16 protein-coding genes and 2 riboswitches are annotated in these 19239 nt (G+C 67.5%); of the genes, 2 read left to right on the top strand and 14 right to left on the bottom strand.

All coding sequences use genetic code 11. From position 1 onward, the window contains the following. Positions 1-5 precede the first annotated feature (5 nt). Together BMW26_RS05640 and BMW26_RS05635 are read right to left on the bottom strand one after the other, a co-directional pair. The gene (locus BMW26_RS05640; protein WP_072591001.1) at positions 6-320 is read right to left on the bottom strand and encodes an AzlD domain-containing protein; all 315 of its coding nucleotides are present in this window, start codon (positions 318-320) and stop codon (positions 6-8) included. Further along, positions 317-1027, bottom strand: coding sequence for an AzlC family ABC transporter permease (locus BMW26_RS05635; protein ID WP_056279009.1), 711 nt, complete (start codon positions 1025-1027; stop codon positions 317-319). The genes BMW26_RS05640 and BMW26_RS05635 overlap by 4 nt, the downstream gene beginning before the upstream one ends. A gap of 93 nt (positions 1028-1120) precedes the next feature. Here BMW26_RS05635 and BMW26_RS05630 point away from each other — a divergent pair, with 93 nt between their 5' ends. Continuing rightward, positions 1121-1669 (top strand): helix-turn-helix domain-containing protein, encoded by a 549-nt coding sequence (locus BMW26_RS05630; protein WP_072591000.1) that lies wholly within the window; start codon positions 1121-1123, stop codon positions 1667-1669. Between the two features lie 3 nt (positions 1670-1672). Here BMW26_RS05630 and BMW26_RS05625 read toward each other — a convergent pair whose 3' ends face one another. From BMW26_RS05625 to typA, 4 genes are all read right to left on the bottom strand, one after another. Next, on the bottom strand, positions 1673-3304 hold the full coding sequence (locus BMW26_RS05625) for an MFS transporter (RefSeq protein WP_072590999.1): 1632 nt from the start codon (positions 3302-3304) through the stop codon (positions 1673-1675). A gap of 28 nt (positions 3305-3332) precedes the next feature. Then, positions 3333-4346 carry a glutaminase A gene (glsA, locus tag BMW26_RS05620; protein ID WP_072590998.1) on the bottom strand — a complete coding sequence of 338 codons (1014 nt, stop codon included), beginning with the start codon at positions 4344-4346 and terminating at the stop codon, positions 3333-3335. Between the two features lie 173 nt (positions 4347-4519). Then, entirely contained in the window at positions 4520-5404 is an 885-nt protein-coding gene (locus tag BMW26_RS05615) for a phospholipase (RefSeq protein ID WP_187249386.1), read from the bottom strand. Positions 5405-5569: 165 nt separating this feature from the next. Further along, a complete protein-coding gene (gene typA / locus BMW26_RS05610) occupies positions 5570-7483 on the bottom strand; it encodes a translational GTPase TypA (protein WP_053095568.1) in 1914 nt (637 codons plus the stop codon). Positions 7484-7586: 103 nt separating this feature from the next. Between typA and BMW26_RS05605 the strand changes: the two genes are divergently transcribed. Then, positions 7587-8372: a CPBP family intramembrane glutamic endopeptidase gene (locus tag BMW26_RS05605; RefSeq protein WP_232224531.1), complete on the top strand. Its 786-nt coding sequence runs from the start codon at positions 7587-7589 to the stop codon at positions 8370-8372. A 14-nt stretch (positions 8373-8386) separates the two neighbouring features. Here BMW26_RS05605 and BMW26_RS05600 read toward each other — a convergent pair whose 3' ends face one another. From BMW26_RS05600 to BMW26_RS05565, 8 genes are all read right to left on the bottom strand, one after another. Next, positions 8387-8947: a hypothetical protein gene (locus BMW26_RS05600; RefSeq protein WP_072590997.1), complete on the bottom strand. Its 561-nt coding sequence runs from the start codon at positions 8945-8947 to the stop codon at positions 8387-8389. A 2-nt stretch (positions 8948-8949) separates the two neighbouring features. Then, positions 8950-10623, bottom strand: a complete 1674-nt coding sequence (locus BMW26_RS05595; protein WP_053095566.1) for a dipeptide ABC transporter ATP-binding protein — start codon at positions 10621-10623, stop codon at positions 8950-8952. Beyond that, entirely contained in the window at positions 10620-11564 is a 945-nt protein-coding gene (locus BMW26_RS05590; RefSeq protein ID WP_053095565.1) for an ABC transporter permease, read from the bottom strand. Before BMW26_RS05590 ends, BMW26_RS05595 begins: the two co-directional genes overlap by 4 nt. Beyond that, entirely contained in the window at positions 11557-12483 is a 927-nt protein-coding gene (locus BMW26_RS05585) for an ABC transporter permease (RefSeq protein WP_053095564.1), read from the bottom strand. The genes BMW26_RS05590 and BMW26_RS05585 overlap by 8 nt, the downstream gene beginning before the upstream one ends. Positions 12484-12584: 101 nt before the next feature. Then, positions 12585-14222 carry a peptide ABC transporter substrate-binding protein gene (locus BMW26_RS05580; RefSeq protein WP_150115049.1) on the bottom strand — a complete coding sequence of 546 codons (1638 nt, stop codon included), beginning with the start codon at positions 14220-14222 and terminating at the stop codon, positions 12585-12587. Between the two features lie 225 nt (positions 14223-14447). After that, positions 14448-17279 (bottom strand): aminomethyl-transferring glycine dehydrogenase, encoded by a 2832-nt coding sequence (gcvP, locus tag BMW26_RS05575; RefSeq protein WP_056279008.1) that lies wholly within the window; start codon positions 17277-17279, stop codon positions 14448-14450. A gap of 61 nt (positions 17280-17340) precedes the next feature. Then, positions 17341-17718: a glycine cleavage system protein GcvH gene (gene gcvH, locus BMW26_RS05570; protein WP_072590995.1), complete on the bottom strand. Its 378-nt coding sequence runs from the start codon at positions 17716-17718 to the stop codon at positions 17341-17343. Next, on the bottom strand, positions 17715-18899 hold the full coding sequence (locus tag BMW26_RS05565) for a glycine cleavage system aminomethyltransferase GcvT (protein ID WP_072590994.1): 1185 nt from the start codon (positions 18897-18899) through the stop codon (positions 17715-17717). Before BMW26_RS05565 ends, gcvH begins: the two co-directional genes overlap by 4 nt. A gap of 51 nt (positions 18900-18950) precedes the next feature. Beyond that, positions 18951-19053, bottom strand: a riboswitch (glycine riboswitch). 1 nt (position 19054) lies between these two features. Next, a riboswitch (glycine riboswitch) is annotated at positions 19055-19149 on the bottom strand. Between the last annotated feature and the right edge of the window lie 90 nt (positions 19150-19239).

The raw sequence follows: 19239 nt of genomic DNA, 5'->3' as shown, positions 1-19239 counted from the left end.
GGCGCTCAGACAGCGAGCCCGAACAGGCGCAGGAGAGCCGCGACGAGGGCGGCCGCGACCACCACGACGAGGAACGACTGACGCAGCCAGAGAAGCCCGGCCGCGACGAGCACAGCGGGAACCCGTGCATCGACGACGACGGCCTGCCCGGCTCCGAGGGTCTGCACGGCCACGAGCGCGGCGAGCAGGGCCACGGTGAGCAGATCGGAGATGCGCGCCGGTCGCGGTGCCTCGAGCACCGAGGGCGGCACGAGGTACCCGGCGGCCTTCAGAGCGAGGCAGATCACCGCAGCGAGAAGGATCGCACTCCAGATGCTCACGCGGCGGCCTCCCCACCGTCGAGTGCGGAGGCATCGACTCGACCGAGCCAGTTGAACCAGCCCACGATGATCGCGACGACGGCTGCCACGAGCACGGGCAGCCCGGGCATGATGAACGGCGTGAGGGCGGCCGCCACCACCGCCGCAGCCACCCCGACCGCTATGGCCTGACGTTCCTTCAGGCGCGGCCAGAGCAGAGCCAGGAACGCCGCGGCCGCCGCAGCATCCAGCCCCCAGGTCTTGGGGTCACCGAGCACGTCGCCGACGAGTGCCCCGATCAGGGTCGTGATGTTCCAGCCGATGAAGATGCCGATCCCGGTGACCCAGAAGCCGACCTGCCTCAGCCGCGGATCAGTCTGCGAGATGGCCACGGCGGTCGACTCGTCGATCGTGAAGTGCGCCGCCGCTATCCGCCGTCCGGTGGTCGTGCCGACGACGGGTGACATCCGCATGCCGTATGCGACATTGCGCACTCCCAGCAGCGCGGCCGACGCGATCGCCGACGGCAGTGCGGACACTCCTCCGGCGGCGAAGACTCCGACGAAGGCGAACTGCGACCCGCCCGTGAACATCAGCAGGCTCAGCACGCACGCCTGCCAGACGTCGAGTCCGGATGCCACGGCCAGCGCGCCGAACGAGATGCCATAGGCGCTGGTGGCGAGCACGACTCCCAGCGCTTCACGCCAGACCTCGCGGTCGGCGCTCATCGCACGATCGTTCGCTGCGGTGAACACATGACCATCATTCTGAACGCGGTGTCCGGGATAGTCAAGCGAACGATCGTTTGACATGATGAACACATGGAGGAACTCCGAACGCGCATCGCCCGCACTCTGCGCAGAGAGAGGGAGAGAGCCGGACTGTCCGTGTCGGAGTTGGCGCGTCGAGCGGGAATCTCGAAGGCGACCGTCTCCCAGCTGGAGTCCGGTGCCGGCAACCCCAGCGTCGAGACGCTCTGGGCGCTCGGCGTCGCGCTCGGGGTGCCGTTCGCCGTCCTCGTCGATCAGCAGAGCAACGCGCCGACGCTCATCCGCGCCGATGACCTCACGGGCGTCCCGTCGTCGGTCGCCGCGTACAGCGCGACCCTGCTCTCAGCGAGCCCGCCGGGTGCGAGGCGGGATGTGTACCTGATCCACGCGGATCCCGGGGATCCACGCCGCTCCGATCCGCATCACGTGGGAACGACCGAACACGTGATCCTCCTCTCCGGCCAGGCTCGGATCGGTCCGTCGGACGCCCCCGTGCTGCTGAACCCGGGCGACTATCTCTCGTACGCCGGAGACGCGCCCCACGTGTTCGAGGCGACCGTCGCCTCGACCAGTGCGGTGCTCATCTCGGAGCTGCGCTGAGCATCACTTCGGCGCGGAGCCCGAGACCGGTGACGGGTCCGGGATCTCGTCCGGCTTGTACTTCGGCAGCCGGGATGCAGGCAGGATCGCCACGGCACTGAGTCCCGCGAGCAGCAGCAGGCCGAGTCGCAGCGTCCCCAGACGCGACTCCTCGTTGACGGCCACCGCCGCGTCGACCTGCTCGGGCGTCGCATCCGTCTGCTCGAGTGCTGCGCGCAGGTCGTCGTTGCTGACGAAGTTCAGGTTGTCCATGTCGACCTGCGCGACGAGCGACGGCGGCAGCTCGGGGTGCTCGACGACCGCGCGGCCGATGCTCACCCCGAGGAGCGAGACGAGGAGTGCGCCGGCCAGAGCGGTCCCGACCGCCGAGGCGAGATTCTGCGTGGTGCCGCGCAACGAGCCGACATCACCCGCGAGCTCAGCCGGCGCCGCGGTGACGAGCACGTTGAAGACGAGGGTCACGAGCGCACCCTGACCGATGCCGAACACGACCAGCCCGAGGATCGTCGGAAGCGTCTCCCAGTTGTTGTTCACCACGAAGGACAGCCAGACGAGCGCGACCGTGGTGAGGATGAAGCCGAAGACGCCGATGACCCGCGGCGGGTAGCGCTTGTAGAACCGGACGACGAGTGTGGCGGTGATGAACACGGTCAGGTTGAAAGGCATCATCGCGAGCGACGTGTCGAAGGGCGTCCTTCCCTGCACGATCTGGATGTACAGGGGGATGGTGAAGTTCACGCACGCCTCGAGCGCCACGACGATGAACATCGCGTACACGGCAGCGCGCTCCTTCGACGAGTCGAGGATGCTGAGGTCGATCAGCGGCACCTTGCCCTCGGCCATCCGACGGCGAGTCCAGACGAAGAAGCATTGACCGAGCACGATCCCGACGACGACGAAGGCGGGCGCAGGCGAGAGCCCGAGGATGTTGAACGGTGCGGCCTCGGTCGCAGCGACGGCACCCCACCCGTTGAGGTTGTTGAAACCCAGGGTCAGAAGCACGATGGCCGCGCCGATGAGGAGCGACGCCACGAGGTCGATGCGGATCGACGCGTCTCCCCCATCACCTCGCAGCGTGAAGCTGAACGCGAAGACGACCACGGCGATGCCGAACACGATGAAGAACATCGGCCGCCATCCGACCAGGGTGCCGAGCGTGCCGCCGATGAGGAACGCGGTGACTCCCGAAATGGCTCGGGCGGACCCGATCGCACCGATCGCCGTCGCCTGCTGCGCGCCCCGATAGTTCTCGGCGATCAGCGCCACGATCGAGGGGACGATGATCGCTGCGGCGGCGCCGGCGACCGCCTGCCCCGCGATGGCCCAGCCCACACTCGGGGACACGATCATCAGCACCGACGACGCGGCGAACAAGCCGATCACGATCCGGAAGATGAGGACCCAGCCGACCCGCTGCCCGAGCTTCGCGCCGGTCATCACGAGGGCGGCCACGGCGAGGCCGTACATCACGATGGTGGTGCTGGCGACCGTCGGCGGCACGCCGAACTCACTGACCATGCCACCGAGGGATATCGGCAGGGCTGCCACGTTGAACGACATGAGCACCTGGGCGAGGAAGAGACTGACGAGCGGCATCCAGGAGGTCTTCGTGGATGCCGGAGCAGTGAGTGTCATGGCAGGGTCCTCTGAGCGGGGAAGGAGGTCAGTCCGTCGACCGAGCGGTCGGCGCGGGCGCGGAGGCGAACAGGTTCAGTCCGAGAGCGCGGGAGAGGTGACCGATGGCGAGCTGCGATCGCACGGAGTTTCCCGCCGCGTCGAGGCGCGGTGAGAATCCGGCGACGGCACCCTTGCCCGGCGCGACGGCGACGATCCCTCCTGCCACACCCGACTTGGCGGGCAGCCCGATCTCGAACAGCCACTCACCCGAGGCCTCGTAGAGGCCCGTGGATGCCACCACTGCGAGAGTGTCGCGGCAGACGTCCGCAGAGACCACCCGCTCGCCCGTGATCGGATTCACGCCGCCGTCGGCGAGCGTCGCCCCCATCACCGCGAGGTCGTGGGCCGTGACGCTGAGAGCGCACTGACGCGTGTAGACGTCGACGACCTCGTCGGGGTCGCCGACCAGCCGTCCGTAGCTGCGGAGCAGCCAGCCCATCGCCCGGTTGCGCTCGTTGGTCGCGGCTTCCGAGGCGTACACCACGCCGTCGAGGCTCAGCGCGCGGCCGGCGAAAGCAGAGAGCCCCTCGCGCACGCGCTCCCACTGCTCGACAGCCGTCTGCCCCGGCATCAGTGCCGTCGTCGCGATCGCACCGGCGTTGACCATCGGATTCATGGGGTGTCCGCCGTTGAGCTCGAGCGCCATCAGGGAGTTGAAGGCGAGGCCGGTGTTGTTGACGCCGACGATGTCGCGCACCCGCTCATGGCCGTGCTCCTGGATCGCCAGGGCGTAGACGAACATCTTCGAGATCGACTGGATCGAGAACGGATGCTGCGCATCCCCGGCGTCATGCAGGCCGCCGTCGACCTCGATGACCGCGAGACCGAACAGCTCGGGGTCGGCGTCGGCGAGCACCGGGATGTAGTCGGCGACCGCGCCGCCGTGGTCCTGCGCATACAGGCGATGAGCCTCACGCACGAGCTGGTCGACCCTGTCCCACCCGGGCAGCCCACCCGTCGAGACCTGCTGCGGGATGCCTGCCAGCGCCGCGACGTCCATGCGTTCTCCTTCGAGTCCACGACCCCCCAGCCGTCATCGCTCACCGTAGTGCCAATGCGTCGCGCTGCCTAGGGCAGGCAGTGCCCTGTTGCGACACATGTCCGGAGACACCGAGACCCACCGCCGCACGCAGGCGGGGTGGGTCTCGGAGGGAGGGTGTGCGGAGCTGCGACTCAGTACCAGTTCACCGACTGGGAGTGGCCCCACGCACTGCAGGGGGTGCCGTAGACCGACGAGATGTATCCGAGGCCCCAGCGGATCTGAGTGGCCGCGTTGGTCTGCCAGTCGGAACCGGCTGACGCCATCTTGCTTCCGGGCAGAGCCTGCGGGATCCCCGTCGCGCCACCCGAGGCGTTGTACGCCTTGTAGTTCCAGCCGGACTCCTTGGTCCACAGCGAGTTCAGGCAGGAGAACTGGTCCTCGCCCCAGCCGTACTCGCTCGACGCGATGTCGCGAGCCGCGGCCTTCGCGCCGTCGACGGTGTTCGTCTGAGCGAGCGCCGCGGCTTCAGCCGCCGCCTGGGCCGCAGCCGCGTCCGCAGCGGCCTTCGCCTCCTGGGCTGCGACATAGGACGCCTGCAGCGCAGCGGTCTCCGCGACGATCTCGTCCGTTCCGGTGACTGCGTACGCGGTCAGGCTCGAGAGCTCCCTGTTCGAGAAGTCATCACGGTCCGCCAGCTGATCGACCCACGTGGTCACGTCAGCGGTGTCGACGCTCGAGGGTGCGGCGCCCAGATCGAGGCCCGATGCCGCGACCTCTGCGTTCAGCGCCTCCGCTGCCGCGACGGCATCCTGAGCGGCGACCATCGTGAGCGCCGAGTCATCCGCGCTCTTGGCCGGGGCGTCCGGCTCGCCGGTGACGAACGAGGTGACGCCTGCGACGGCGTCCGGCAGCTCGGCGCCGGCCGCGGGGGCGGACACGATGCCGACCGTCAGAGCGAGGCCGAGCACGCCTCCGGTGATCGTTCCGAGAATCAGTTTCGGGCGACGCGCCGTGATGGCGTTACGAGCTGTCGCCGCCGCGTGGGCGCGCCGAAGCGCACGGGTGGTGTGAAGCATTGGGTTCGACTTTCGGGTCGTCGTACGCCCGTCACAGGACACTCATCGGGAGATCGCCCCAGGCGCAAGGTAACGATTCTGCAACGGCACTCCTGGACGTTTCGTGAGAAAGGGGCCCTGTACCGCCGTTTCCGGCGGTACAGGGCCCCTTCTCTCAGACGATTCTCAGACGTTCGCGTCCTGGCGCTTCAGGCGAGCGGTCTCACGCGCACGAGTGTTCGCGTCGAGGTTCACCTTGCGGATGCGGACGACCTCGGGCGTGACCTCGACGCATTCGTCGTCACGGGCGAACTCGAGGCTCTCCTCGAGCGTCAGCTGGCGCGGGGGCGTCATCGACTCGAAGGTGTCGGAGCTCGCCGCACGCATGTTGGTGAGCTTCTTCTCCTTCGTGATGTTGACGTCCATGTCGTCGGCGCGGGAGTTCTCGCCGATGACCATGCCCTCGTAGACCTCCTGCGTGGGCTGCACGAAGAACGACATGCGCTCCTGCAGGGCGATCATCGCGAACGGAGTCACGACGCCCTGACGGTCGGCCACGATCGAGCCGTTCTGACGGGTCGTGATGGAACCGGCCCACGGCTCGTAGCCGTGCGAGATCGCGTTCGCGATGCCGGTGCCTCGGGTCGTCGTGAGGAACTCGCTGCGGAACCCGATGAGACCGCGCGACGGGACGATGAACTCCATGCGCACCCAGCCGGTGCCGTGGTTCGTCATGTTCTCCATGCGGCCCTTGCGGTTCGCCAGGAGCTGCGTGATCGCGCCGAGGTGCTCCTCCGGCGTGTCGATCGTGAGGTGCTCGAACGGCTCGTACGTCTTGCCGTCGATCTTCTTCGTGACCACCTGCGGCTTGCCGACGGTGAGCTCGAAGCCCTCACGGCGCATGTTCTCGACGAGGATGGCCAGCGCCAGCTCTCCGCGGCCCTGCACCTCCCAGGCGTCCGGGCGTCCGATGTCGACGACCTTGAGCGAGACGTTGCCGATCAGCTCCTTGTCGAGACGGTCCTTGACCATGCGAGCGGTGAGCTTGTGACCCTTGACCTTGCCCATGAGCGGCGAGGTGTTGGTGCCGATCGTCATCGAGATGGCCGGGTCGTCGACGGTGATCGCGGGAAGCGGCCGGACATCCTCGGGGTCGGCGATCGTCTCGCCGATCGTGATGTTCTCGAAGCCGGCGATGGCGACGATGTCGCCCGGGCCCGCCGAATCGGCCGGGTAGCGCTCGAGCGCCCGCGTCTTGAGCAGCTCGGTGATGCGTGCGTTCTGGTGCGTGCCGTCAGCGCGGACCCAGGCGACCGTCTGGCCCTTCTTCAGCGTGCCGTTGAAGACGCGCAGCAGAGCGAGACGACCGAGGAAGGGGCTGGAGTCGAGGTTGGTGACCCAGGCCTGCAGCGGGTGCTCGTCGTCGTAGGCGGGAGCGGGGACGTGCTCGAGGATCGCCTCGAACAGCGGCTCGAGGTCGTCGTTGTCGGGCAGCGATCCGTCGGCGGGGCGGTTCTGCGAGGCCGCGCCGGCACGGCCGGACGCGTAGACGACGGGAACGTCGAGCAGGGCGTCGACATCGAGGTCGGGCACGTCGTCGACGAGGTCGGACGCGAGGCCGAGCAGCAGGTCGTGGGCCTCTTCCTCGACCTCGGCGATACGAGCGTCGGGACGGTCGGTCTTGTTGACCAGGAGGATGACGGGCAGCTTGGCCTCGAGAGCCTTGCGCAGCACGAAACGGGTCTGCGGGAGCGGGCCCTCGCTGGCGTCGACGAGCAGCACGACGCCGTCGACCATCGACAGGCCGCGCTCGACCTCACCACCGAAGTCGGCGTGGCCGGGGGTGTCGATCACGTTGATCGTGATCTCCTTGCCCTGAGCATGCTTGCCCTTGTAGGTGATCGCCGTGTTCTTGGCGAGGATCGTGATGCCCTTCTCGCGCTCGAGGTCGTTCGAGTCCATCGCGCGCTCATCGACGTGGGCGTGTTCGCCGAACGAGCCGGTCTGACGCAGCATGGCGTCGACGAGAGTGGTCTTGCCGTGGTCGACGTGCGCGACGATTGCGACGTTGCGGAGGTCAGAGCGAAGGGCGTGCGCCATGCAGATGTCCTAAAGAGTGTGGGGTTTTGCCGAGAAGCCGACGTTCCAGACTATCGTATTCGGGCGAGTCGTTCCTGAGCGCTCTCGAAGTAGCATCGTGATCGTGACCGTCGCCGACCTCTCCCCCGCTCCCTCACGCAGTCGTCTGTGGTGGGAGGTGGCGATCGTCCTCGCGCTCGGCCTCGGTCAGTCAGCGGTGTATGCGGTCGTTCAGCTGGCGTACCGCCTCACCGACGAGACGCCGCTCGCCGACCAGACCGCGACCCTGAACCCCTCCCGGAGCGATCGGGAGATCTTCGACCTGATCTACCAGATCCTGTCGATCGGCTTCTCCCTCGTCCCGGTGCTGCTGGTGTGCTTCCTTCTCTGGCAATCCTCGAGGCCGCACCTCGCGCGCCTGGGTCTCGACGGCACCCGGGTGGGTCCGGACGTCGGTCGCGGGATCCTCCTGGTGGCAGCCATCGGCATCCCGGGCATCGGGCTGTATCTCGCCGGCCGCGCACTCGGGCTGTTCGTCGCGGTGAATCCCGCGGGGCTCGACAGCCACTGGTGGACCATCCCGGTGCTTCTCCTCGCTGCAGCGCGCGCATCGCTGCAGGAGGAGTTCGTCGTGCTCGGATATCTCTTCGCCCGGCTCAGGCAGCTCGGCTGGGGTCCGTGGGCCATCATCGTCGCCACATCGCTGCTGCGCGCGAGCTACCACCTCTATCAGGGGCCGGGAGCCTTCATCGGGAACCTGGCGATGGGGCTGCTCTTCGGATGGCTGTTCCAGCGCAGCGGACGGCTCATGCCGTTCCTCGTCGCGCACTTCCTGATCGACGCGACCGTGTTCGTCGGCTACCCGTGGGCTGCGGCGACCTGGCCGGCGCTGTTCGGGCTGCCCGGCTGAGAGCCGAGGCGGGGTCAGCCGTTCGCGATCAGGATCGACGCCACGGCCCAGAGCACGATGACACCGAGGGCGATGAGCGCCCGATAGTCCCACGTGCGGCGGATCGGCGCTTCCGCACCGGAGAGAGCAGCCTGCCAGCGGTCACGGACGTCGGTGAGGTCGCGGAGCGCGACGGGGGCCTTGGCCTCGTCGTCGCCGGTCGCGCGTCGCACGGGCCGCGCTCGAGCCGGCCCTCCGTAGCTCGACAGGTCGGTGCCGTCGTCGAGCGAGAAGACAAGCTGCCAGCGCAGGTCGACGTCGCGCACGCGGCTCCAGCCGAACGAGGTGCGACGCAGCATGTTCTGCACCATCGCTCCCTGGTCGTCGATGCGGACGACCGAGACGAAAGCGATCTCGTAGACCACCCAGAGTCCGAGCAGCACCCAGGGTGCGAGCAGGAGCATCTGGCCCCAGCCGGCGCGTACGACGGCGTCACCGAGCAGGAAGATCGCGAGCAGCGAGCACAGCACGAGGGAGACAGGCCCGGAGGCCGCACGGAAAGTCCGTGCGGCCTCCGGTCGAGGGTCGATGCTCACTCTCAGTGACCGCCGAGGGTGATGGTCGCCCCGGGGATCGCCTTGAGCAGACGATCGGTGTACTCCTGCTGGGGATTCGCGAAGATCTCGTCGACAGTGCCCTGCTCGACGATCTTGCCCTTCTCCATGACGCACACCAGATCGCTCGACACTCGGACGACCGCGAGGTCGTGAGTGATGAACAGGTAGGTGAGCCCGAGCTCCGACTGGAGCTCGGCCAGCAGCTGCAGCACCTGATCCTGCACCAGCACGTCGAGCGCCGACACCGCCTCGTCGAGGACGATGATGTCGGGCTTGAGCGCGAGAGCGCGTGCGATCGCGACACGCTGACGCTGACCGCCCGAGAGCTCGTTCGGATACCGGGTCGCGAGGACGCGCGGAAGCGAGACCTGGTCGAGCAGCTCCTCGACCCGCTCGCGCTGCGAGGCGCGATCGCCGACGCCGTGGATCTGCATCGGCTCGGCGATGGTGTTGCCGATGTTGCGCAGTGGATCGAGCGAGCCGTACGGGTCCTGGAAGACCGGCTGCATGCGCCGACGCAGACCGAACGCCTGCGCATTCGACAGCCTCGACACATCCTGCCCGTCGATCTCGATGGTTCCGCTGGTCGGCTCTTCGAGCTTCAGCACCATCTTGGCGACCGTGGACTTGCCAGAGCCCGACTCGCCCACGAGCGCGAGCGTCTTGCCGCGAGGGATCTCGAAGGACACGTCGTCGACAGCGCGGAACGCTTCACTGCGGAAGTTCCCCTGGCGGATCCGGTAGTCCTTCGTGAGTCCGGCGACGCGCACCGTCGGCGGGATGTCGGCGAGGTCGTCGAGCGTCTCGATCCCCCGGTCCTCCACCACCGCCTGGATGCGCTGCGATGCGACGCTGGGCGCCGCGGCGACCAGTCGCTTCGTGTACGGGTGCTGCGGGTTCTCGAGGATCTCGCGGCTGGGACCGGACTCGACGATGTTGCCGCCGTTCATCACGATGATCTTGTCCGCCCGCTCGGCTGCGAGACCGAGATCGTGTGTGATCAGGAGCACCGAGGTGCCCTTGTCACGGGTGAGCGACGCCATGTGGTCGAGGATCACGCGCTGCACGGTGACGTCGAGAGCCGAGGTCGGCTCGTCGGCGATGAGCAGCTTGGGGTCGGCCGCGAGGCCCATCCCGATGAGCGCGCGCTGGCGCATGCCTCCCGAGAACTGGTGCGGGAACTGGTGCAGACGCTTCTCGGCGTCGGCGAGTCCGGCCTGCTGCAGCACCTCGACGGTGCGCGCCTTGGCCGCATCGCGCCCCTGGGCGATGCCGTTCGCACGGATCGCCTCTTTCACCTGGAAGCCGATGCTCCAGACGGGGTTGAGGTTCGACATCGGGTCCTGCGGCACGAAGCCGATGTCCCGGCCTCGGACGGCCTCGATCTCGCGACGGTTGAGCGTCGTGAGCTCGCGCCCCTCGAGGGTGATCGATCCCGCGGTGACCTGGCCGGTGCCGGGCAGCAGGTTCACGATGGCCGTGGCCGTCGTGGACTTGCCCGAGCCCGACTCGCCCACGATCGCGACGGTCTCTCCGGGCATGACGTCGAAGCTCACTCCGTGGAGCACTTCGCGCAGACCCTCCTGCGTGCGGAACGCGACGCTCAGGTCGCGGATGCTCAGCAGCGGGACCTGTTCGGTGATTCGCTCGCTCATCGGCGTGCCCTCGCCTTCGGGTCGAGGGCGTCTCGGATGAGCTCGCCCAGGGTGACGAACGCCAGCACCGCGAGGGTGAGGGCGATCGACGGATAGATGAGCGCCATCGGCGCGACACGCAGCGATGCCTGAGCCTTCGCGATGTCATTTCCCCACGACATCACGTCGCTGCCGAGACCCACCCCGAGGAACGAGAGCGTCGCTTCCGCGACGATCGCGGCGGCGAGGCCGAGCGTCGAGACGACGAGCAGCGGAGCGATGGCGTTCGGGACCACGTGGTTCAGGAGGATCTTGAACTTCGACTGACCGAGCGCCTGCGACGCCATCACGAAGTCCGCCTGCCGCACACGGAGCACCTCGGCCCGCACGACGCGAGCCGTGGACGCCCAGGCGAACGCTCCGATGGCGAACGCGAGCGTCCACACCGAACGGGAATCCCGGAACACGGTCATCACGACGACGGCCGCGAGGATGTACGGGATGGCGAAGAAGATGTCGCCGATGCGCGAGAGCACCGAGTCGAGCCATCCGCCGTAGAAGCCCGCGAGAGCTCCCATGATCAGGCCGAGAACGGACGAGATCAGCGTCGCGATGAGGCCGACGGCCAGCGACGTCTGCGCGCCCCAGACGATGCGCGCATAGATGTCGCAGCCCTGGAACGTGAACCCGAGCGGGTGTCCGTCCGTCGGACCGCCGTTGCTGTTCGACAGCTGGCAGTCGTTGTTCGGCGGCGTCGCGGTGAACAGAGTCGGCCACAGCGCCATCACGAGGAAGAACAGCGCGAGGACGACCGAGAACCAGAACAGCGGACGACGACGCAGGTCGAACCAGGCGTCACGCCAGAGGTTGCTGGGCTTGTCCGAGATCCGAACGGCGTCGACCGCGATCGACTCCGTCTCGATCGGAGCGACGTAGTGCTTCTGAGATGTGGGATCAGGCATAGCGAATCCTCGGGTCGAGCAGACCGTAGAGCAGGTCGATGAGAAGGTTCACCAACACGTACAGGATGACGAACACGGTCACGAACGAGACGACCGTGGGTCCCTCGCCGCGCTGGATCGCCTGGAAGAGCGTGTTTCCCACACCGGGGACGTTGAAGATGCCCTCGGTGACGGTGGCGCCCACGAGCAGCACGCCGAAGTTCGTGGCGGAGTTCGTGATCACCGGGATCAGGGAGTTGCGCAGCACGTGCACGGGCAGCACGCGGTTGCGCGAGAGGCCCTTGCTGTACGCCGTGCGCACCCAGTCCTGGTTCAGGGTCTCGATGACCGAGCTGCGCATGAGACGCATGCTCACCGCATAGAGGCTGAAACCGAGCACGATCGCCGGCAGCCACAACCCGCCCCAGTCGTTGTCCGCACCCACCGTGGGTTTGAACCAGCCGAGCTGGATCGCGAGGAAGTACTGCGCGAGGAACGCCACCACGAAGATCGGGATCGCGATCGCGACCAGCGCCACGACGAGCGAGACGTTGTCGAACAGCTTGCCCTTGCGCAGCGCCGAGATGGTGCCGATGACGATGGCGAGCACGAACTCGATGGCGATGGCCATGACTGCGAGTCGGCCGGTGACCGGAAGCGTGGCGGCGAGCACAGCCGAGACCGGGCGGCCCGAGTAGGTCGTGCCCAGGTCGCCCTGGAAGACGCCGGTGATGTAGTACCAGTACTGCACGATGAACGGCTGGTCCAGGTGGTACTGCGCGCGCAGCTGCTCGACGACCGCCGGGTTGGGCGTCTTGTCGCCGAACAGGGCGAGGATCGGGTCGCCGGGCATGGCGAACACGAGGAAGTAAATGAGCAGGGTGGCTCCGAAGAAGACCGGGATCACCTGCAGGAGACGTCTCAGAATGTAACCGAGCATCCGCTTGTCCCTTCTTGAGGGGAAAGAAAGCTACGTGAACACAAGCCTGTGAGGCGGTGACGAAGAATCGTCACCGCCTCACAGGTGAAGTGCCGTCAGACTTACTCGCCGGCCTTCGTGATCTCGTAGTACAGCGGAACCGAGTTCCAGCCGAACGTGACGTTGTCGACGTTCTCGCTGAAGCCACCGGTCACGTTCGAGTACCACAGCGGGATCGCGGGAAGGTCCTGGAACAGGACCTCCTGCGCCTTGGTGAAGTCCTCGATCTGAGCCTCGGCGTCGGGGTTGCTGATGCCGGCGGAGATGAGCTCGTCGAACTCGGGGTTCGTGTAGTCACCGTCGTTGGAGCCTGCGCCGGTGGCGTAGAGCGGTCCGAGGAAGTTGTACAGACCCGGGTAGTCGGCCTGCCAGCCCGAGCGCGCAGCCGTGGTGATGGTGCGGTCGTTGATCTTCGTGCGAAGGTCCTGGAAGGTCGGGTACGGGTCACCCGATGCCTCGATGCCGAGCGTGTTCTTGATGCTGTTGCTCACCGCGTCGACCCAGGCGTCGTGGCCGCCGTCGGAGTTGTACGCGATCTTGAACTCGCCGTCCCACGGTGCGATGGCGTCGGCCTCAGCCCACAGCTCCTTCGCCTTCTCGGGGTCGAAGTCGAGGACCTCGCTGCCGGGAACCGAGTCGGACCAGCCGTCGATGACCGGAGAGGTGAAGTCGGATGCCGGGGTGCGGGTGCCCGAGAAGATCGTCTCGGTGATCTCCTCGCGGTTGATCGCCATCGACAGCGCCTGACGACGCAGCTGGCCCTCTTCGCCGCTGAAGTGCGGGAGGAACTGGCCGATGGTGAAGGACTGGAACACAGCGGAGGGCTGGTTCACAGCACGGTCGCCGAGCTCGTCGGTGAAGACCGGGAGCGAGTTCGTCGGGATCGCGTCGATGACGTCGACCTCGTTCGACAGCAGGTCGGCGTATGCGGCCTCCTGCGTGGCGTAGAACTTGATGGTCAGACCGCCGTTGGCGGCCTGACGGCCACCGTCGTAGTCGTCGTTGCGGACGAGGTCGATCTGGACGTCGTGCTGCCACGCGTCTTCGCCGTCGATCATGTACGGACCGTTGCCGATCGGGTTCTGACCGAACGCTTCCATGTCCTCGAACGCGACGTCGGGGAGCGGGTAGAAGGCCGAGTAGCCGAGACGCAGAGCGAAGTCGGATGCCGGCTTGTTCAGCGCGATCGTGAAGGTGTAGTCATCGACCTGCTTGAGACCCGTGAGCTCGGAGTCGGTGTCGTAGCTGAAGCCCTCGATGTCCTCGAAGAAGTAGCTGGAGAGGTGAGCGTTCGACGCCTTGGCGCCCTCGTTCCACGCCTTGATGAAGTTGTCGGCGGTGACTTCTTCACCGTCGGTGAAGGTCAGGCCTTCCTTGATCTTGACGGTGAGGTTCTGCGGGTCCTCCGTGGTGATCTCCTCAGCCACGTCGTTGACGGGCTTGCCGTCGGCGTCGTAGTAGATCAGACCGGCGAAGATCTCGTCGAGGATCTTTCCGCCGCCCACCTCGTTGGTGTTGGTGGGGATCAGCGGGTTCTCGGGCTCCGAGCCGTTCGTGGTGATGATGGCGTCGGCGTCGGTGTTCGCACCGGAGCCGCCGTCGCCTTCATTGCCGCTTCCACCGCTCGCGCAGCCCGCGAGCGCCAGGGCGCCGATCGCGAACAGCGCAGTGCCCGCAAGGGCGATCTTGTTGCGCTTCACTTTGTGTCCTCCTGTGGACGGGTATTCATCAGACTGCGCGCTCATCGTCGAACGCGTAGGGATAGTTGACTGTAACCCGCGGTTTCGTGGACGCCGCTCTCGGCTAATGAACCGTTACTGAGTGGTGACCAACTGAAACATCCCCGAAACACGCGGAAATGCACGGAAACGAGTGACGGCGTCGTGTCCGCATGGACACGACGCCGTCACCCCTCAGGATTCGGTTCAGGCGAACGCCTCGATCGGCGGGCAGGCGCACACGAGGTTGCGGTCACCGTACGCCTGGTCGATGCGGCGCACGGGCGGCCAGTACTTGCCTGCCACCAGGGCGTGCACCGGATAGGCGGCGTCTTCACGGCTGTAGGCGTGCTCCCACTCCCCCGCGATCAGCGAGACTGCGGTGTGCGGAGCGTTGACGAGAGGGTTGTCGTCCGCGGGCCAGCGCCCGGCGGCGACGGCATCCGCTTCGGCCTTGATCATGATCATGGCCTCGATGAACCGCTCGATCTCGCCGAGGTCCTCGGACTCGGTGGGTTCGACCATCAGAGTCCCCGCGACCGGGAACGACATGGTCGGTGCGTGGAAGCCGAAGTCGATCAGTCGCTTGGCGACGTCGTCGACGGTGATCCCGGTCTCCTCGCGAAGCGGACGCAGGTCGAGGATGCACTCGTGCGCCACCCGGCCGTCCTCCCCCGCGTACAGCACGGGGAAGTGCTCGCCCAGGCGCGCGGCGATGTAGTTCGCGGACAGCACCGCGGCCGCGGTCGCGTGACGGAGGCCGTCGGCGCCCATCATTCGCACATAGGACCACGAGATCGGCAGAATGCCCGCAGATCCGTACGGTGCCGCCGACACCGCGCCGCCTTCGAAGACGAATCCGCCCGCATGCTCCGCCCGCTGCGCGAGCGGGTGCGACGGCAGGTGGGCCGCGAGGTGCGCCTTGGCTGCGACGGGGCCCACACCGGGGCCGCCGCCGCCGTGCGGGATCGCGAACGTCTTGTGCAGGTTGAGGTGCGAGACGTCGCCGCCGAGATCGCCGAACCGGGCGTAGCCGAGCAGCGCGTTGAGGTTCGCACCGTCCACGTACACCTGGCCGCCGGCGTCGTGCACCGCGGTCGTGATCTCGACCACGTCCTGCTCGTAGACGCCATGCGTCGACGGGTAGGTGATCATCAGCGCCGAGAGCTCGTCGGCGTGCGCCGCGATCTTCGCCCGCAGGTCGTCGAGGTCGACGTTCCCGAGCTCATCGCACGCCACGACGACGACCTTCATTCCGGCGAGCACCGCGGAGGCCGCGTTGGTGCCGTGCGCGGACGACGGGATCAGGCACACCGTGCGCTGCGTGTCGCCGTTCGCGAGGTGGTATCCGCGGATGGCGAGGAGGCCGGCCAGCTCGCCCTGCGAGCCGGCGTTCGGCTGCAGCGAGACGGCGTCGTACCCCGTGACCTCGGCGAGCCACGCTTCGAGCTGCGTGATCATGTCGAGATACCCCGCGACATCGGATGCCGGCGCGAACGGGTGGATGCCCGCGAACTCCGGCCACGTGATCGATGCCATCTCGGTCGCCGCGTTGAGCTTCATCGTGCAGGACCCGAGCGGGATCATGCCGCGGTCGAGCGCATAGTCACGATCGGCGAGGCTCTTGAGATAGCGCATCATCGCCGTCTCGCTGCGGTGCGCGTGGAAGACGGGGTGCGTGAGGTACTCGTCCTGACGGAGCAGATCGCCGGGGAGGCCGCCCTGCGAACCGGAGCCGAAGAATCCGAATGCGCGCTCCCGGGCACCGCCGAAGACCTGAGCGACCTGATGGAGCTCGGCGACCGTCGTGGTCTCGTCGATCGAGATGCCGATCGTGTCGGCATCCGCGGCGTGCAGCAGGATGCCGAAACCGTGATGGGCCTGCTCCACGAACTCGGCAGCGCGCCCCGGCACCCGCACCTGGAGGGTGTCGAAGAACGAGTCGTGCACGACGTCCGCACCCGCATCGGCGAGCCAGTCGCGCAGCATCGCGGTCTTGGCCGCGACCTCCCGGGCGATCGCCTTCAGTCCATCGGGACCGTGGTAGACGGCGTACATCGACGCCATCACGGCGAGCAGCACCTGAGCCGTGCAGATGTTGCTCGTCGCCTTCTCGCGGCGGATGTGCTGCTCGCGGGTCTGCAGCGACAGCCGATACGCCGGCTTGCCGTCGGCATCGACAGAGACGCCGACGAGACGGCCGGGCAGCTGACGTTCGAGCCCTGCGCGCACAGCCATGTAGCCCGCGTGCGGGCCTCCGAAGCCGATCGGCACGCCGAAGCGCTGCGTCGTCCCGACCGCGACATCGGCCCCGAGCGAGCCCGGCGACGCGATGAGGGTGAGCGCGAGGAGGTCGGCCGCGACGACGGCGAGCCCGCCCGCGAGGTGCGCCGCATCGATCACGGCCGCCGGGTTCCAGACTCGCCCGGAGGCCCCCGGGTACTGCACGAAGACTCCGAACAGCTCGGCGGGCAGCTCTTCACCCGCCGCGAAGTCGACGGACACCAGTTCGATGCCCACGGCCTCGGCACGGGTCTCGAGCAGTGCCTTCGTCTGCGGGAACGCGTCGGCGTCGACGGCGAAGACGTTCGACGCCTTCTTCGACGCGCGGCGTGCCAGCAGCATCCCCTCGACCACAGCGGTCGATTCGTCGAGCATCGACGCGTTCGCGGTGGTCAGGCCGGTCAGTTCGGCGACCATCGTCTGGAAGTTGATGAGTGCTTCGAGGCGACCCTGCGAGATCTCGGGCTGGTACGGCGTGTACGCGGTGTACCACGACGGATTCTCGAGCACGTTGCGCTGGATCACCTGAGGGGTGATCGTGCCGTAGTACCCGAGACCGATCATCGGCCGGTTCACCGTGTTGCGGGACGCGAGCGCTCGCAGCTCGGCGAGCGCCTCGGTCTCGCTCGCTGCGCGCGGGATCACGGACTCCGTGGAGGCGGGGGTGAAGATCGAAGCGGGCACGGCCTGACGCATCAGCGCCTCGACCGGGCTCCAGTCCTCGAGCTTCGACTCGACGCCCAGCGTGTCGAGCATCTGGCGCTGGGCGGCGGCGGTGGTTCCGATATGACGATCGGCGAACGAGACCACTGGACGATCAGCCCTCCGTGAGAGCGACGTACGCGTCGCGGTCCATCAGGCCCTCGAGCGCACCGGCGGCGACGGAGACCTTGATGAGCCAGCCTCCGTCGAACGGCTCGGCGTTCACGAGCGACGGGTCGTCGACGACGGCGTCGTTGATCTCGACGACCGTGCCGGTGACCGGGGCGTAGAGCTCGCCGACCGACTTGGTCGACTCGATCTCACCGACGACCGACCCTGCGGTGATCTCGGTGCCGACGGCGGGGAGTTCGACAAACACGACGTCTCCCAGCTTGTCGGCCGCGTAGTCGGTGATCCCGATGGTCACGGTGTCACCGTCAGCGGCGATCCACTCGTGCTCGTCGGTATAGCTGAGTGCGTTGAGATCGGTCATTTGGTCCTCCGGTAGAAAGGCAGGGCGGTCACGGTCGCGGGGATCCTGGTCCCCCGCACATCAAGGAATACTGCGGTTCCCGCGGCAGCGGAAGAAGGTGCCACGTAGGCCATCGCGATCGGGTGGCCGAGCGTCGGGCTCAGTGCACCGCTGGTGACCTCGCCCAGCACGATGCCGTCCGCGTCGACCACCGAGTAGCCCGCGCGTCCGGCACGCTTGCCCTCGGCGACCAGGCCGACGAGCACCGGAGCGTCGGATGCGGCATCCACCGCTCCCTTGCCGATGAAGTCATCTTTGTCGGACACCACCACTCGCCCGAGACCGGCCTGAGACGGCTTCGTCTCGCGCGAGAGCTCGTGACCGTAGAGAGGCATCCCCGCTTCGAGCCGGAGGGTGTCGCGCGCGGCGAGGCCCGCGGGGACGAGCCCGTGCGGCTGACCCGCCTCGACGAGGGCATCCCACAGGGCGGGTGCGTCGGCGGCTATCACCAGAAGCTCGAATCCGTCCTCACCCGTGTAGCCCGTGCGGGCGAGCAGCAGCGGTGCACCCTGGAACAGCGCATCGGCCCAGGCGTAGTACTTCTGTTCCGCCCATGGGGTGCCGAGATCGGTGATGCCCGGCGTCGACGAGACGATCGCCTCGGAGGCGGGGCCCTGGACCGCGAGCAGGGCATAGTCGTCGGAGACGTCTTCGACGTCCACGCCCCTGTCGCCGATGAACCCCGCGAAGCTGCGGTCCTCTCCCTCGGCCCTGGCGGGCATCTCGCGTTCGATCCGCGATGGGAACGAACGGACGCGCGATGCGAACGCCTGGTCGACGAATCCGCGGTTCCCCGCGTTCGCGATCACCAGGAAGCGGTCGTCTGCGAGCCGGTAGACGATGACGTCGTCGATGATCCCGCCGTCGTCGGCGAGCATCAGGGAGTACTTCGCCTTGCCGACCGCCATCGCCGACAGCCGGCCCGCGAGCGAGTAGTCGAGGAACTCCCCGGCGAAGTCGCCGGTGACGAGGAACTCCGCCATATGGGAGATGTCGAAGATGCCGGCCGCCTGCCGCACGGCGTGGTGCTCGGCGAGGTCGGACGTGTATCGCACCGGCATCTGCCAACCGCCGAAGTCGGTGAACGATGCACCGAGCGCCTCGTGGCGCTCACGCAGCGGGGTGTAGCGGGGGTCGGACATGGAGTTCTCCCGGGCTGGATCGGGCGGAACAGCGACGCTGCTCCTGGGAACTCCCCCTCTGTCATGAGCCTGAGAGCTTCGCCCAGAGACTGGGCTTTCACCGTCGGCGGATCCGAGCTGACGCGGCGTCGCTCGAGATCGCTTTTCAGAGTGGCCGGAACCGCGCGGTACGCGTACCTGAGAGATTGGCGGGGAGGCTTGCTCCTTCGGTGCCCGGCTGCATTCGCCGGGGCTCTCCCGCGTGGGTCATTCGGCCTGTCTTCACTTGTGGCCTCAGTCTAGCGGGTCGACGTCGTCGGCACAGGCCGCAGAAAGCCGCGCTCCCCCGACGCCCCGAAGG

The organism is Microbacterium sp. 1.5R (assembly GCF_001889265.1).
Lineage (GTDB): Bacteria > Actinomycetota > Actinomycetes > Actinomycetales > Microbacteriaceae > Microbacterium.
This window is presented reverse-complemented; position numbering and strand designations above follow the sequence as displayed.

Bases quoted from the DNA above. Each gene is read 5' to 3' on its own strand.
- BMW26_RS05635 (WP_056279009.1), bottom strand. From the start codon at position 1,027: ATGAGCGCCGACCGCGAGGTCTGGCGTGAAGCGCTGGGAGTCGTGCTC.
- BMW26_RS05630 (WP_072591000.1), top strand. From the start codon at position 1,121: ATGGAGGAACTCCGAACGCGCATCGCCCGCACTCTGCGCAGAGAGAGG.
- BMW26_RS05625 (WP_072590999.1), bottom strand. From the start codon at position 3,304: ATGACACTCACTGCTCCGGCATCCACGAAGACCTCCTGGATGCCGCTC.
- glsA (WP_072590998.1), bottom strand. From the start codon at position 4,346: ATGGACGTCGCGGCGCTGGCAGGCATCCCGCAGCAGGTCTCGACGGGT.
- BMW26_RS05615 (WP_187249386.1), bottom strand. From the start codon at position 5,404: ATGCTTCACACCACCCGTGCGCTTCGGCGCGCCCACGCGGCGGCGACA.
- typA (WP_053095568.1), bottom strand. From the start codon at position 7,483: ATGGCGCACGCCCTTCGCTCTGACCTCCGCAACGTCGCAATCGTCGCG.
- BMW26_RS05595 (WP_053095566.1), bottom strand. From the start codon at position 10,623: ATGAGCGAGCGAATCACCGAACAGGTCCCGCTGCTGAGCATCCGCGAC.
- BMW26_RS05590 (WP_053095565.1), bottom strand. From the start codon at position 11,564: ATGCCTGATCCCACATCTCAGAAGCACTACGTCGCTCCGATCGAGACG.
- BMW26_RS05585 (WP_053095564.1), bottom strand. From the start codon at position 12,483: ATGCTCGGTTACATTCTGAGACGTCTCCTGCAGGTGATCCCGGTCTTC.
- gcvP (WP_056279008.1), bottom strand. From the start codon at position 17,279: ATGCTCGACACGCTGGGCGTCGAGTCGAAGCTCGAGGACTGGAGCCCG.
- gcvH (WP_072590995.1), bottom strand. From the start codon at position 17,718: ATGACCGATCTCAACGCACTCAGCTATACCGACGAGCACGAGTGGATC.
- BMW26_RS05565 (WP_072590994.1), bottom strand. From the start codon at position 18,899: ATGTCCGACCCCCGCTACACCCCGCTGCGTGAGCGCCACGAGGCGCTC.